The organism is Pseudodesulfovibrio thermohalotolerans, from assembly GCF_021353295.2.
GTDB lineage: Bacteria > Desulfobacterota > Desulfovibrionia > Desulfovibrionales > Desulfovibrionaceae > Pseudodesulfovibrio > Pseudodesulfovibrio thermohalotolerans.
This window is the reverse complement of record NZ_CP120635.1, coordinates 947,653-960,923: the sequence shown is the minus strand read 5'-3', so window position 1 is coordinate 960,923 and position 13,271 is coordinate 947,653. Positions and strand designations below refer to the sequence as shown.

The 13,271-nt window shown below is 51.0% G+C and carries 12 protein-coding genes and 1 pseudogene; 6 read left to right on the top strand and 7 right to left on the bottom strand.

The features are described from left to right. Nucleotides 1–115: 115 nt before the first annotated feature. Together LF599_RS18275 and LF599_RS04315 are read left to right on the top strand one after the other, a co-directional pair. Nucleotides 116–685: a tyrosine-type recombinase/integrase gene (locus LF599_RS18275; RefSeq protein ID WP_404823733.1), complete on the top strand. Its 570-nt coding sequence runs from the start codon at nt 116–118 to the stop codon at nt 683–685. Between the two features lie 62 nt (nt 686–747). Then, nucleotides 748–1,922 (top strand): IS3 family transposase gene (locus tag LF599_RS04315; protein ID WP_404823699.1). Its coding sequence is split into 2 segments (ribosomal slippage): nt 748–1,012 and nt 1,012–1,922, totalling 1,176 coding nucleotides; the frame shifts between segments, so codons are not numbered across the junction. A 122-nt stretch (nt 1,923–2,044) separates the two neighbouring features. On the opposite strand, the gene LF599_RS04310 is transcribed toward LF599_RS04315, so the two are convergent. From LF599_RS04310 to LF599_RS04280, 7 genes are all read right to left on the bottom strand, one after another. Then, complete coding sequence (locus LF599_RS04310; protein ID WP_279522421.1) at nt 2,045–3,259, bottom strand: ISL3 family transposase; 1,215 nt, start codon at nt 3,257–3,259, stop codon at nt 2,045–2,047. 552 nt (nt 3,260–3,811) lie between these two features. Next, entirely contained in the window at nt 3,812–4,393 is a 582-nt protein-coding gene (locus LF599_RS04305) for a nucleoside/nucleotide kinase family protein (protein WP_279523076.1), read from the bottom strand. After that, nucleotides 4,393–6,114 (bottom strand): anaerobic ribonucleoside-triphosphate reductase, encoded by a 1,722-nt coding sequence (locus LF599_RS04300; RefSeq protein ID WP_279522420.1) that lies wholly within the window; start codon nt 6,112–6,114, stop codon nt 4,393–4,395. The genes LF599_RS04305 and LF599_RS04300 overlap by 1 nt, the downstream gene beginning before the upstream one ends. Continuing rightward, the gene (locus LF599_RS18270; RefSeq protein ID WP_404823750.1) at nt 6,107–6,562 is read right to left on the bottom strand and encodes a 4Fe-4S single cluster domain-containing protein; all 456 of its coding nucleotides are present in this window, start codon (nt 6,560–6,562) and stop codon (nt 6,107–6,109) included. The genes LF599_RS04300 and LF599_RS18270 overlap by 8 nt, the downstream gene beginning before the upstream one ends. A gap of 554 nt (nt 6,563–7,116) precedes the next feature. After that, nucleotides 7,117–8,258 (bottom strand): IS3 family transposase gene (locus tag LF599_RS04290; protein WP_404823700.1). Its coding sequence is split into 2 segments (ribosomal slippage): nt 7,117–8,006 and nt 8,006–8,258, totalling 1,143 coding nucleotides; the frame shifts between segments, so codons are not numbered across the junction. Nucleotides 8,259–8,479: 221 nt separating this feature from the next. After that, entirely contained in the window at nt 8,480–9,301 is an 822-nt protein-coding gene (locus LF599_RS04285; protein ID WP_279522419.1) for a hypothetical protein, read from the bottom strand. A gap of 280 nt (nt 9,302–9,581) precedes the next feature. Then, nucleotides 9,582–10,385 carry an RHS repeat-associated core domain-containing protein gene (locus LF599_RS04280; RefSeq protein ID WP_279522418.1) on the bottom strand — a complete coding sequence of 268 codons (804 nt, stop codon included), beginning with the start codon at nt 10,383–10,385 and terminating at the stop codon, nt 9,582–9,584. Between the two features lie 587 nt (nt 10,386–10,972). On the opposite strand from LF599_RS04280, the gene LF599_RS04275 reads away from it, so the two are divergent. The 4 genes and pseudogenes from LF599_RS04275 to LF599_RS04260 all read left to right on the top strand — a co-directional run bounded on the left by LF599_RS04275 (nt 10,973) and on the right by LF599_RS04260 (nt 12,813). Continuing rightward, nucleotides 10,973–11,227 carry a type II toxin-antitoxin system ParD family antitoxin gene (locus LF599_RS04275; RefSeq protein WP_269941644.1) on the top strand — a complete coding sequence of 85 codons (255 nt, stop codon included), beginning with the start codon at nt 10,973–10,975 and terminating at the stop codon, nt 11,225–11,227. Nucleotides 11,228–11,288: 61 nt separating this feature from the next. Next, nucleotides 11,289–11,516, top strand: a pseudogene (locus tag LF599_RS04270) (type II toxin-antitoxin system RelE/ParE family toxin); the annotation flags it as partial. Nucleotides 11,517–12,131: 615 nt separating this feature from the next. Continuing rightward, nucleotides 12,132–12,362, top strand: coding sequence for a MerR family transcriptional regulator (locus LF599_RS04265; RefSeq protein WP_279522417.1), 231 nt, complete (start codon nt 12,132–12,134; stop codon nt 12,360–12,362). Next, complete coding sequence (locus LF599_RS04260) at nt 12,355–12,813, top strand: hypothetical protein (RefSeq protein ID WP_279522416.1); 459 nt, start codon at nt 12,355–12,357, stop codon at nt 12,811–12,813. Before LF599_RS04265 ends, LF599_RS04260 begins: the two co-directional genes overlap by 8 nt. The last annotated feature ends 458 nt before the right edge of the window (nt 12,814–13,271 follow it).

Here is a 13,271-nt window from a genome sequence, read left to right as displayed (position 1 = left end):
GTTCGACACCTCCACATAGACTCATTTTCAGCACTGAGCCCGCCATCACCATCTCCCAACTCATCAATATTTTTATGAAAATTGACATTTTCATAAAAATTTGCTATGTTTTTACATGAAAACATCAGGATATTTAGTCAACCGGCAAAAATTTCTTTCGCATGCTGAAATCGACCAATTACTCCGTTATTGCGAGTCACACGCTGACGCGGACAATGCGTTCGGGCGGACGACATGGCCCGTCCGGTACATGCTTGTCCACCTGGCTCTCAGAACTGGGTTGCGTGTGCACGAAATAGCTGCCCTCCAGATCGAAGACATCTGCTTAAATCGCGCGGAAAGAGCCCTGTACGTGAAGAAAGGGAAGGGAGGCAGGTCAAGGGTCGTCTATTTCGATTCGGAGCTTGCTGAGAGCCTCAGCCGATTTATTCGGCTCAAATTGGTTTGGGGGCAGGACACAGCCAACGCTGCCCCGCTCCTCACCGGGCGAAACGGACGGCACTACACTCCGACCGCGCTCAGCATTTCATTCAAGACTGCTATTAAAGCCGCTGGGCTGCCTAACCACTACTCCATCCACTGCGCCCGACACACCTACGCCACTCACTTGCTCGCCAAGACCAACAACCTCCGCTTCGTCCAGAAGCAGCTGGGGCATTCAAGCATAAGCATGACCAGCTTGTGACCCGCCCATGAAAAACTGGTCCAGGCCCAATGTTAGGGTTATGTGGACAGCAGGAGGTTTCAATGGGCATCAGAAAGCACACACCGGAACAGATTATCGCCAAGCTGCGTGAAGCAGAAGTCCTTTTGGCCCGGGGAGAAACGGTCCCCAAGGTCAGCCGCAAGCTCGGCGTAACTGAGCAAACCTATTATCGATGGCGCAAAGAATATGGCGGAATGCGTGTCAGTCAGGCCCAAAAGCTTAAGGAACTGGAGAAAGAGAACTCTCGTCTGAAGCGGTTGGTCGCTGACCTCAATCTGGACAAAATGATTCTGGAAGAAGCGGCAAAGGGAAACTTCTGAGCCCTTCGCGCCGCCGTCGTTGTGTATACCGGGTTCGAGAAAAGATGCAGGTATCAGAACGGAAAGCTTGCCGAGTACTTGGACAAGTCCGTTCTACGCAACGATATGCGTCCAATCCTCGTGCAGATGAAGCTGCACTAACCGCCGCAGTGATTGAATTGGCCACCCAATACGGACGATATGGATACCGTCGGATATTGGAACTGCTGCACAGAGATGGTTGGAAGGTCAGCCACACGAGGCTGGAACGCATTTGGCGACGTGAGGGGCTACAAGTCCCGAAAAAACAACCGAAACGTAAACGACTATGGCTGGCAGATGGCTCCTGCATTCGCCTTCGTCCATGCTGGCCAGGTCATGTTTGGTCGTATGATTTCGTCATGGACAGAACCCATGACGGCAAAGCCTTTCGGATGCTCACTGTGATCGATGAATATACTCGTGAGTGTCTGGCAATCGACGTAGCGAGAAGCCTCAAATCGGAAGATGTGCTTTACCGCTTGAGCAGGCTGTTTGTTGAACGGGGAGCACCGGATCACATCAGATCGGATAACGGACCGGAGTTCACGGCAAAAGCCGTCAGAAAATGGCTGGGACGAGTCGGAGTGAAGACTTTGTTTATTGAACCGGGAAGCCCTTGGGAGAACGGATACAACGAGAGTTTCAACGGTAAATTACGTGATGAACTCCTCAATGGAGAAATCTTCACAACGCTCAGGGAAGCTCGCTACTTGATCGACGAGTGGCGTTGGGAGTACAACACATTCAGGCCTCACAGCGCTCTGGGATACAAGCCACCCGCGCCCAAGGCCACTCTCCCCCCGGGGGGAGAGTGGAGCCAGCCCTCCAAACGCCAAGGGGGGAGCACTAACATCGCGGGTGGTACAAACGGATAGGGCAGGTCCAGGAATCGGAATTGAACCGACGACCTACTGATTACGAAGAAAATGTCTGGAAAATAAGTGTTGAAATAATTGAACTTATTTTGCAAATTTTTGTATATCGAAGCAAAAAGGGTTCATCCGGCTAAAGCGTACTTTGCTTCGTGAATCCCCATGATCCTAAGCTTGAAGAACTCGGTATCCCGATAGCTGTAGGCTTGCCGTTTTAGCGTCTTGATCTTGTTGTTCGTCCCTTCGATTGGGCCTGATGAGATGGGGTGATCGTAGTAAGCGAGGATGCCGAAACGATATGTGGCAAGCGTCCTCGCCATGACCCGCAAAGGGCGTATCTCCGAGGCTTCGGCCCTGGCGATCCAGTCGTTGATGACCTTCTCTGCCGTCGCCTTGTTCGGCTGGGACCAGAGTTGTCGCAAATCCTCTTTCAGATAGTAGGCTGTCGCCAAAGGTTTGTTCAGCCGCAACGCTTCACCCAAGCGCTCCTTTTCATCGCGGCTTTCATCCAAATTTTCCGGGTTTTTCAGCAGAATCCACCGAGTCCCTTTGACCGCCTTTCTTTCAAGTGGAGAGGTGAGTTCCCGAAAGATCTGGCGGCGTATCTGTGTGATCTTTTCATTCATCAGCTTGACCACATGAAACCGGTCAAACACGATAGCCGCATTCGGCAGGTTCTCCATGACAGCGCGGATGTAGCCAGCATTCATATCCGTCGCCACAGCCGCAATCTTGGCTTTTGTCTTCTTGAGACGTCCCCAAAACGGGATCAGCGTTTCTCGGCTTCGTCCTTCGCCAACAAAGACGACAGCACCACTTTCGAGGTCCATGACCAGCGTGAGGTACTTTTGCCCTTTGCGGACGCTGATTTCGTCGATGGCGATATACTTGATCTTTCTCAGGCTGGGTCTTGAAAAACGGCGAAACAGATAACGCTTGAAGATCGATTTGATGGTGTCCCAACCAACGCCCAGCAGGTCGGCAACATCCTGAATCGTCATCTTTTTTGCCAGGGCGAGAGCATATCGTTCAAACGCTTTCGTATACCAGCGCCTGGGCTCGGCGATCTGAATGTCGATCAAGCGAATGACGCCGCAATTGCGACATCCTACCCGTTGGACGGGAATGACCAGCCAGACGGGCTTGAAACCGATGGGCACAGTCTGAACCCATCTTTCGGCAAAGCCGTGGCGAATGATGTTTCTGGAATGGCAGCAAGGGCAACGAATCAACTCATCCTGGGGCTGCACTTTCAGGATGATGTTGCCTGCGATGAAATCCTGCCGAACGTAGTCGTAGCCTCGCAGGCCGAACGCGTGGTAGATGAAACTCGTGGACATGGCGATTACTCCCTCCGCTGGTTGGTGATGCTTCCAACGGTTGGACGCCATGTCCTTTCATTTTGTCAAAAGTACGCTTGAACCGGATGAACCCAAAAAAAGGCGTATCCTGGTATACACTCAGTATACCAAGGAAAAATACATGATTTTTGGGCGTTTACTTTTGATTTTCTGATTTGTTATGCTTGATGGTTTATCCAGAATTTGCGTGTTTCCAGGCGGTTAAAGCCGCGACTTACTGATTGCCGATCTGTTGCGAGTAATGTGGGCTGTGGGCTGTGGGCTGTGGGCTGTATTTGCCGAAAAATTGATTATATTGAGAGTGGAGCGCTCTGGTTTCTTCTGGAAACTGTCGAAAGCTACCCAGAACTCCGAAAGTGTATGCTTTTTTGCGCGCAGTTGAATATGTCGCCTATTTGGGAGCAAAAGCGTAGAAGCGTATAGCCTCTTCTACAAAGCGGTCGCTCTTTCTTTTTCATAGCTAGGATCATGGTCATGATTGCTTCACTGTTATGCCGAATTTTTCGCGGCTTCGCCTTGTTTGGAAACTTGTTAAACGATGGACTTAAGGGACGGTGTGATTACGTCCACGATTTCTTGAGGGGGCCGGCCATCGGTCGTAATTACAGCGTGTAGCCACCCTTGTTTGATAAGATAGTTTTTCATTAGCGCGAAGCGTGCTTTGTCTTTGTCAAAACTAGTTGACTTCAATTCGGAGGGGGAACGCAGGCTCAAACGACGGCGACGTTCTGCTGTGGAAACATTAAGTAAAACTGTGAATGTCGGTGGCTCAGTTACACTGAGGGCGAGGTTGCAAATGTCATCGAATCTACTGTGATTGTTGTAGCTCAAATTTGATAGAACATAGCGATCGACGACAACTATAGAATCGCGATAACGATTTGCGATCAGCAGCCATCCAAAGCAGTGAAACCATTGCCGAGCGACAGCACTGTCGAGCGTGTTTACCCTGTTCACAACCGCGTAGTAGCTATCTAAATCTTTCTCCTTGCTGTGTTGAAGAACCCAACGCAAGGGCTTTTCAACCAAATCACAGCCTATACTTTTTGCAAGGAGTGCCGCAATTGTTGTTTTTCCGGAGGCATCAAGCCCTTCGACTGCGATTATCGGCATCACGCTCCCCCCCGTGCGTGTGCAGTCCGTTTGGCAATTTCAGCCAGTTTGCCCGAGGTGAAAGAGGTGGTTGCCTCCAGGTAGCCTGAGACACGCCGAATATGAGTTACATCCGTAGAGTCACAAGAATGGCACATGTCGAAAACTCCTTGGTTGCCGCAGTTGTTGCAGATGTCTTTCGGAAAATTCACTCCGAAATAACTCACGCCTGCAGACGAGGCTGCTTGAATCATATCCTCAAGTGCCAAAAGATTGCCTAAAGGCGGACCTCCAAGTTCGACATAGCTGATGCCTCCTCCGTTGCACATGGTATGAAAAGGACCTTCCGTCTGCATCTTATGAATAGGGTTTAGAGGCACATCAACAGGGATATGGAATGAATTTGTATAAAACCCTTTATGTGCAGCAGGAATCCGGTGGTTGGCCCAATCAATACGAGCGAAACGGCCAGATGTGGACTCGGCAGACGTTGCCAGCAAGGTGAAATTACAGTTGTGCTCTGAACGAAGCTGGTCAACTTCATCTCTCATTGCAGTGACAAGCCTGCGGGCCAATATGTTTGCATCATTATCTACGCCAATTTTTTTCTGAGTCATTATATCAACTGACTCTGCCAAGCCCACAAAGCCGATAGACAGTGTGCCATGTTTCCATGCGTCAATGCGCTCGGAGTCTGCAAATGGCACCATCCATGGATCAATTGCGCAATATCCCGGAAAGTTTTGTGCAGGAAGCTTCTCCAGCAACTGCTTTCTACGGAGCAGGATTTCGGCGGCGTCTTTGGCAAGCGTCCGCCACCTTGAGAGGAAGTCTGCTATGCGCTTAGTTTGAGGGTGGTTCTGTGTCGCCTTCCACGCGATTTGTACCAAGTTGATGGAGACATAAGCCAAGTTGCCACGTCCGATCGCAGTTGTGTGGCCGTGCAGGTTCGCGGCGACCCGTGTGCGACATCCCATGATGGCCAATTGCTCTGGCGGGATGTCAATATTAGGGGTTGCGTCACAGAGGAGGTACGTCGGAATCATGCGTACGGCTGTGGTTGTAAGAGCTGAATCAAATAGCTCTCGATTTCGGGCGTCTTTCTCGAAATGCAGTTCTGCCTTTGTTTTGAATACTATATTAGGCCGTATGTAGCCTGCAGGAGCATTTTGGAGACAATCGAGAAGGCAAACCGCTGAATATTTACCAAGCGGAGATTGTGATAATCCGATGTTGAGAGTGACATAGTAGCATTCCAGTCCATATCGAGAGCGGGTCGTATTGATCCATTCGATAAAGTTATCGATGCAGGCTCGCAAAATCTGACGGGTGCGTCTTGAGTCGCTTATAGCGAGTTGGTCGCATGCCCAAGCGATATCCTCATCGAAATTTGCGAAACCTATGCCACCCGATTGGTCTCCCCCTATAGCTACTATGGCCTGCCGAATGTAATCAAAAATCCCTAAAAGGCGTTGAAGGGTGTTTTTTGAACGCAGTTTGTCCGTGGGAAAGCTACGTTGAAAGTCAATAGTAAGGCAGTTTGGCGCTACGCCGAATGCTTCCAAGTCATGAATGTGATAGCTTCCATTGTAATGATGGGTCGCTAGTCTTTTGGGGAGGTTGGTCAATGCTGTGTTTTTCAGCTCATCCATGCCTGCAAGGCTGATGAGGCCTTGGTAGCTTATTCGCCGTGCGGCATTATCCATTGTCTTGGCGGAGACAGTCGTTTTGTTTTCAGTCATCTAGGAGTACCAGTTCGTCGCGGGTGCTGAGAAATCGCTGATTACCAGACCCTATAAATGGTGTGGTAGTTGTTCGGTGGTGGATGTCAAAACTGCCTACCTTGATCCAGTCAAGGCGGCGCAAGATGGAAGGAGGTACCTCCTCCAGTTCATATCCAGTGTAGAGGGCTAAGTCGAAGTCGGATAGCTCATTTAGCAGGGCGAGTACACCAACCGTTTGTTCCAGTGGTTCACCGCCAGAAATCGTCAGACGCCGAGTGGGGGCCTCTATTCGAATCCGAGCGGCAAGATCCAGTATTGGAATGAGGCGTCCTGATTCAGAATCCCACGTTTCCGGGTTGTGGCAGTTTGGGCATCTGCGTTGACACCCTTGAAGGAAAAGAACGGTTCTCAAGCCAGGACCATCGCAAACTGAACCGCGTAGGTCGAGGGAGTTGATCCTTATCATCGTTGTGGATACGTCGTCCCTGCTGCCATCTGTCGTGCTGGTGTTGGCTTGGATTGAATGTATTTTTTTCTTATGTGTTTTCATATACTCATTTTTTTTCTGCATATACATAGTTTTTTAATGTACAGATTTGAGTGAGTTATCCAGTATATAGTATACACTGCTTCTGGCAGGCAAGGCCTCCGTATTCAAAGGGGATCTTTCTGCATTGGGAAAAATTAATCAGCATGTAGCCTTCTTTTGCAAACGAAGAGTCTGTTTCTTGCTCCAGGCCATGAACGACAGTGCAGTCGGGACGGAGTCAACCTCCTCACTCTGCGCTTTCATGGCTTAATCGATTGCCTATTCAACAAATGGGTCCGCAGTAATATTGTCAAATCTTCCGCACTCATGGTCAAAAAACAACTCGCACCTGCCAGTAGGTCCGCAACGGTGCTTAACGAGAATAATCTCCGCATGATTTTTATAGGGATCATCTCCAATCATATAATATGATGCGTAAACTGCCTGACGAAATAGGAAAGGGGCTGTAAAGTCCCCCATCTTAGGGCCAGCTAGTAGTAGAGGCTTCCCGCCGTTTTTTGGTGAGAGCCCAGAGGGCAGGGGGTACCCCCTGCCCTCTGGGCTGCAAATTCCACTGGCGTCATGTCGCCTAGCGATTCATGAGGCCGATCTTCGTTGTACTCCCTGATAAATCTCTCCGTGCATTCACGCACTTCGCTCAAGCTATCGAAGATATACAAGTCCAAAACCTCTTCCCGATAGGTCCGGTTGAAACGCTCAATATATGAGTTTTGCGTCGGCTTGCCTGGCTGTATGAACTCCAGCCCAACACCGTGCTGATCAGCCCAGGCTGCCATGGCCGAACTGGCAAATTCAGGTCCGTTGTCCATCCTCAGCTTTTCCGGGTAACGACCTCTTTCTTCGGCTACCCGGTCAAGTACCCTGAGCACTCTTCCGGCTGGCAGGTTGGTGTCTACTTCCACGGCAAGCACCTCTCGATTGAAATCGTCAACAGCATTAAATGTTCTGAAAGCCCGCCCGCTGTAGAGAGTGTCACGCATGAAATCAATCGACCAACAATGGTTCGCCAGCAGCGGCTGGGCCACGGCTTTCCTTGTCCTTTGGGGGCGACGTTTCTTTGCCTTGCGTTTCAAATTCATTTTCAACAAGCAATAAACCCGCCAGACGCGTTTGTGATTCCAAGGGGTCCCCTGCTTGCGAAGCACAGCAAAAAGCTTACTGAAGCCCCATGTGGGCTTTTTCTCGGCCAGTTCAGTCAAAGCGGCGATGACGGTACTATCGTCGCGCGGATGAGGCTTGTACGCGTAGTAGCTCCGGCTGACGCCAAGAGCTGTACAAGCCTTGCGGACACTCATCTCGAACTCACAGATCATGTGCGTGACGAGCTGTTTTCGCTGAACCGGCCTCAGAGTTTTTTTTCGATGACATCCTTGAGAGCCATGTTTTCCAGGCTCAGATCCGCAAACATCTGCTTGAGCTTACGGTTTTCTGCCTCAAGGTCTTTCATCCGCTCTATGTCGGACGCCTCCATGCCGCCGTACTTGGACTTCCATTTGTAGTACGTAGCGTTGCTCACGCCGTGCTCTCGGCAGACGTCCTTGACCGTCCGTCCACTTTCCACGGATTTCAAAATCCGCACGATCTGGTGCTCAGTGAATCTTGATTTGCGCATGTGAAACTCCTGGGCGCAGTTTGGGCCAGAAGTCTCTACTTTGCAATGGACCTACTATACGGGGACTTTACAGGACGGCTTTTGGCGGATGGGCGGTAACGCACGGTGTTAGGGTACTTCGCCAAATCGAGCCGACTTCGACGGATACCGAATTCATTGACTTTGGTAAAAGTGTTCCAATTTGTTGTAGATGCAAGCAGTGTTTATTCAATTGTATCGTCTTACCGCGATTCGTATACCAAATTCCCATGGTCTTCGATGCGAACCAACTTGAATCCTGCATACTCAATGAGCCCAATTCCTGAAGCGTATTTCCTGGGAATGCAATATGCGCCTGACACTTCAATTATCGTCCGCTCTTTTCCAAATAGTTTCTGCTTACTACGTTTGGTGATGCTGCATCGACTCGTAGTTTTTTTACCTGCGCCAGAATATTTCGTCCCAAGTTCTGCCAAGGTTATCTCTATTCCCCACGCAGGTTCTTCCAAGTCCAAGTCCGTCTCGTATCCGGTCATGCCATTGAGCGGGAACCCTTTTTTGAGTAGCTTGCTGCCATTGCTTAAAACCCCATATATTGTCGAAAGTTCGGTTGTGCATCCAGCATTGAATGCCGCCCACCGTGTCGGAAACAAGGACTTTTCCTCAATGAGGAGTGCGCCCTCCTGATCATACGTCAACCCACGGAGCTCCATTTTTTGTCCGCCATCTGTTTCGTAGAAAAACCTGATGCCCGGGAGTGGCCCGAGATAAACCGCTGCATCGATATTCCCTTCCGACGCAGCGGCTATCGGATATACTAATAGCAGCAAGCTGCTAAGGACCAGGATCCACCCGCCCAGCCTCTGTTTCACCAGTCCAGGGATTTGTTGCAAGCCACACGTCACAAGCGGAAATACTGTTCCCACCATTCCAGCAAATAGCTCTTGTGACTTTTCTTTCACTGTCCTTACGTCTTCGATATTTAGTTTTCTCGGCCAGTGTTGTTTTGCCGGTTGATGGGCAATCCCGCACTTGTTTCTCATTCCTTTTCTCTTCAATTTCATAGTGTCGATTCCAAATAGCAGTGACTATGGGCCCTGCTATTCCGCTTAATACGAAAACGACAGAATACCCTGTAGTTTTTTTCTCCAACAAATTCCCAATCGCCAAACTCAAGGCCATCATGACAGACTTCGACGATGCATTTACAATTAGGGTGTGGACGTATCGAATCAATGTCTGTGGTATCAGGGACCTTCGTTCCGTCCATATTGGCGCAGGCGTCACATGCACCATCATTGGCTCGCCATATCAAAACAGATTCCCGACTAAGAATTTCATCAATCAACCGGGCTTACTCCCCATCAACCCCAGTGGGTCCACCCCATTCACCGGATCATCCAAACAATAACCATACCAATCCGGGTCGCCGCCCTTGTCGCCTATGGGGTCGGGCGCGGTCCAGCGGCTGGTGAAGGTGTCGTAATCCCGCCAGCCGAAACGAACGAAGCCCAGGTCGCGGTCGTGTAGGCCGCCCGCAAAGCCCAGCGGGATGCGGAAGTCCGGGTTGGTGTCCTCGATGATCCCGCCGAAGGGATCGTACACAATCTCCTTTACCACATTGTCGTTGATGCCCACAACCACACGGAGCGACCCCACCTGATCGCTGAACAGGCCGAACACCGTGCCGTCGTCCCTGCGCATGGCGAACGGAACCCGCTCGCCGTCGCGGTAGGCGAACTCGAAACCGTGTTGGCCGTCGTGGAAACCGCCGAGCCGTACGAAATCAAGCCAACAGTACGCTTCGACGATCCGACCGTTGTACTGCTTGGCCACCCGCTGCCCGTCATCGTCGTGGTCGAAGGTGTAAACGCGGTCTTTGTCTTCGACCTCCATCTTGAGCAGCCGATAGTCCGGCGCGTACTCGTAGAGGTGGCACGTGCCGCCTTTCGCCCAGATGGAACGGAACCCACTCCCGTCGTGCGTAAAGTCGTTGTTGCCCGCGCGAGGCAGCCGGTTGTCGAGCGTGTACCGGTAGTCGCGGTAGTGGAGCCCGACGGTGACCGGGAAGTAATCCCGGTCACGCCGTCCCTCCCGGTCGTAGCCGCATTGGCAGATCAGCCGCCCGTCCAGGTGGGCTGCCGTCAACCGGTCACGCCCGGTCGTAGGCGTACTTCCAGACGGTGCGCCTGCCAGCCACGGTTTCGGTTTTCTCCACGATGCGGCCGTCCTGGTCGCGTCGCAGTTGGTAAAAATACGGTTTCATCATGATTATCCTCCTCACGGGTCTCGTCCCCGAGGACCATTCCCGGGAGTCCGAACCAGTATACCCCCGGTTTTCGGCTCCAAGGCAAAATGGGGAAAATAAGCATGCGAGAGGATAAAAAAAGCATGAGATTAGCGCTTGACAGTTTTTTTGCAATCGCCCTTTTCAGCCCCAAAAGGGTGCGCTCAGTAACGCACGATATTCGGAGACTTCGCGGCCATCTTGGGCCAGGAAATGTTGGGCAGGATCAGCTCGGTGAGTCTTCTGAGGATCTCCCTGGCAATGGGATGGTTACGATATTTGGAAATTTTCCCTCCATTCACACTCGGCATACATTCGTTGCAGCGTGCCGGTGCCCGTCGGAGATATTTATGCCAGGAGAGCGAGCGGAAACTTGGTGCCATTTTTGATTTTACAAAGATTGACAATCTTTGTAGGGTCAGCATGTCAACTCTACGGAGGATACGCCATGCACATCTCATTGACCCCAGAGTTGGAGTCCCAGATCAAGCGCAAGGTTGAGAGCGGATTATACAATAATGCCAGTGAAGTAGTTCGCGAAGCTCTGCGCTTCATGGAAACGCACGAGCAACTCGTCTACCAGATGAAGCTTGACGCGTTGCGCAAGGATCTCAGCGTGGGCGCGGCCCAGGCCGAGACGGGCGAATTTGTGGAAGGCAGCATGCAGTCCATCCTTGCCGAAGCAAGGGCGCGACGTGGCTGAAGTTCGGATCACGCCAGCAGCGCGGGAACACCTGCTCGACATTTGATCTTACACCGAAGCTACATGGGGCGAAGCCAAGGCTGACGCGTATCTCATGGAGATCGAATCTCTTTTTCAGCAGCTTGGCGGCACCCCTAAGATCGGCAAAGTTCGGCCTGAAATCCGAGACGGCTACCGATCCATCCCGATGAAGCGCCATGTTGTATTTTACACCATCACGCCCAACGGAGATTTTGTGGACATCATCGGCGTGCTGCACGCGAGGATGGATGTCGAGAGGCTACTTTGACGGCACTCACACCGGGAGCTATGGACGGCATCGCCCTATGTCTGACTTTGTCGCTCAAGATATCGTAATTTATGAAGATTAGGAGGAAGACCGCTCTTTCCTTCGCGAAAACCTCCCTGCCGCCCTACTGACGGAAGTCAGTAGCGCCCCCCCCACAACACGTTAATATGACATATTTATTGCAAAACCATCCAGTATAGCAAATCAGAAAACCAAAAGTAAACGCCCAAAAATAATGCATTTTCCCTTGGCATACCGAGTGTATACCAGGATATGCCTCTTGGCCCCGGTATACAAAAACTAGCAAAATAAGTTCAATTATTTCAACACTTATTTCCCAGACATTTTCTTCGTAATCAGTAGGTCGTCGGTTCAACTCCGATTCCTGGCTCCAGCAATATCAGGTGGTTACAGATATAAAATCTGTGGCCACCTTTTATTTTGTCCAATCCAGTGCCAGTTTCAGTGTCAGTTTGTTCAAGCATATCCTCTGCCGTCATGGGGGCATCTAAAGGTGTATGTGCGCAACTTTTTGATCAAATCAAATGCGGATTTAAACCAATAGGTTACGTGCATCATTTCGCCATGTTCAACGCCAAACCAAGGAGAAAAACCATGGCGAAAAAGACCAAGGCCAACCGCGCCACCCTCCCGGAACTATTTCCGGGGAAAGTCGCGGAAGCATGCACCTACGGCACCCTTTCCTGGGTCACTATCCGCGATATGCGACGCAAGGGGAAAATCCCTGCGGAATGCTTCAAACAGCCTGGGCGGCGTATTCTCGTCGTCCGCGACCCCTTCCTGGATTGGGTCGACGCTTGGCTTGCGGGGGGTGCGCATGCGTAGTGATCAAGAAAGGCAGTTCATCGCGATGATGAACGCAAATCTGGAACTTGAAGTCAGACAGGCGATTACCGACGGCACTATTCAAAGGTGCGGCACCAAGGGCAAGGAAAACGGCAAGGATGGCGCATACGTCATTCACAATGCTCGCGTCCCCTTCGGTTATGGGTGGAACTGGGCCAACGGGAAAAGCTGTCGCTGGCAGGCTGACTCGGATGAACCCATGCCCCAGAAAGAAATCAGGGAACAGGAAAAAGCTCTCGCCGAAATCAAGAAAGAACGGGAAAAGGGATACGACCGGGCAAGCCTCCAGGCGCAACGGCTCATCGACAATGCGTCCACCATGGTTGATGACCACCACTACATGTTTGGCAAAGGGGTCATCGGCGCAGGTCCGCTCCGGGTTGACAGCACAACCTGCTCGTCCCCCTCTACGGCATTGATCACGGAATGATGCACAAGCCTCTCAGGGTTCAGTCCGTCCAGTTCATTGACCCCTACAGCGGAAAACGCTTCAACAAACCGATGAACAGATGATATTTTGAGCTTTGCCATGTCGGCCTCCCTTGGTTTTGGGTTTCGCTGGTACTGTTACCAGCAAAACTTGGGAGTGCCGACATGGTATTTCTATTTCATGCTTAGAAGGTCAAAACTGCTTGTTTTGTGCGGGCAATCGGCGGACACAGAGTTTCAGCGATCGTGATTTCAACACAGTACTCATCGTCGCCAACTAATTACAGATCAGTTGGCATCAGCACAGCACAAGACCGTATACGCTTTCTCACAACCCCGCGCGGCCAAGATGTACGCCAGGAATTTTGTATTATTATTTTGAGCAGTTAACCGCAAAAAATAATATCGCTTTACTTTACCAGATTAATGTTTGATAAGTTGTCAACTCAGCGTGACTGG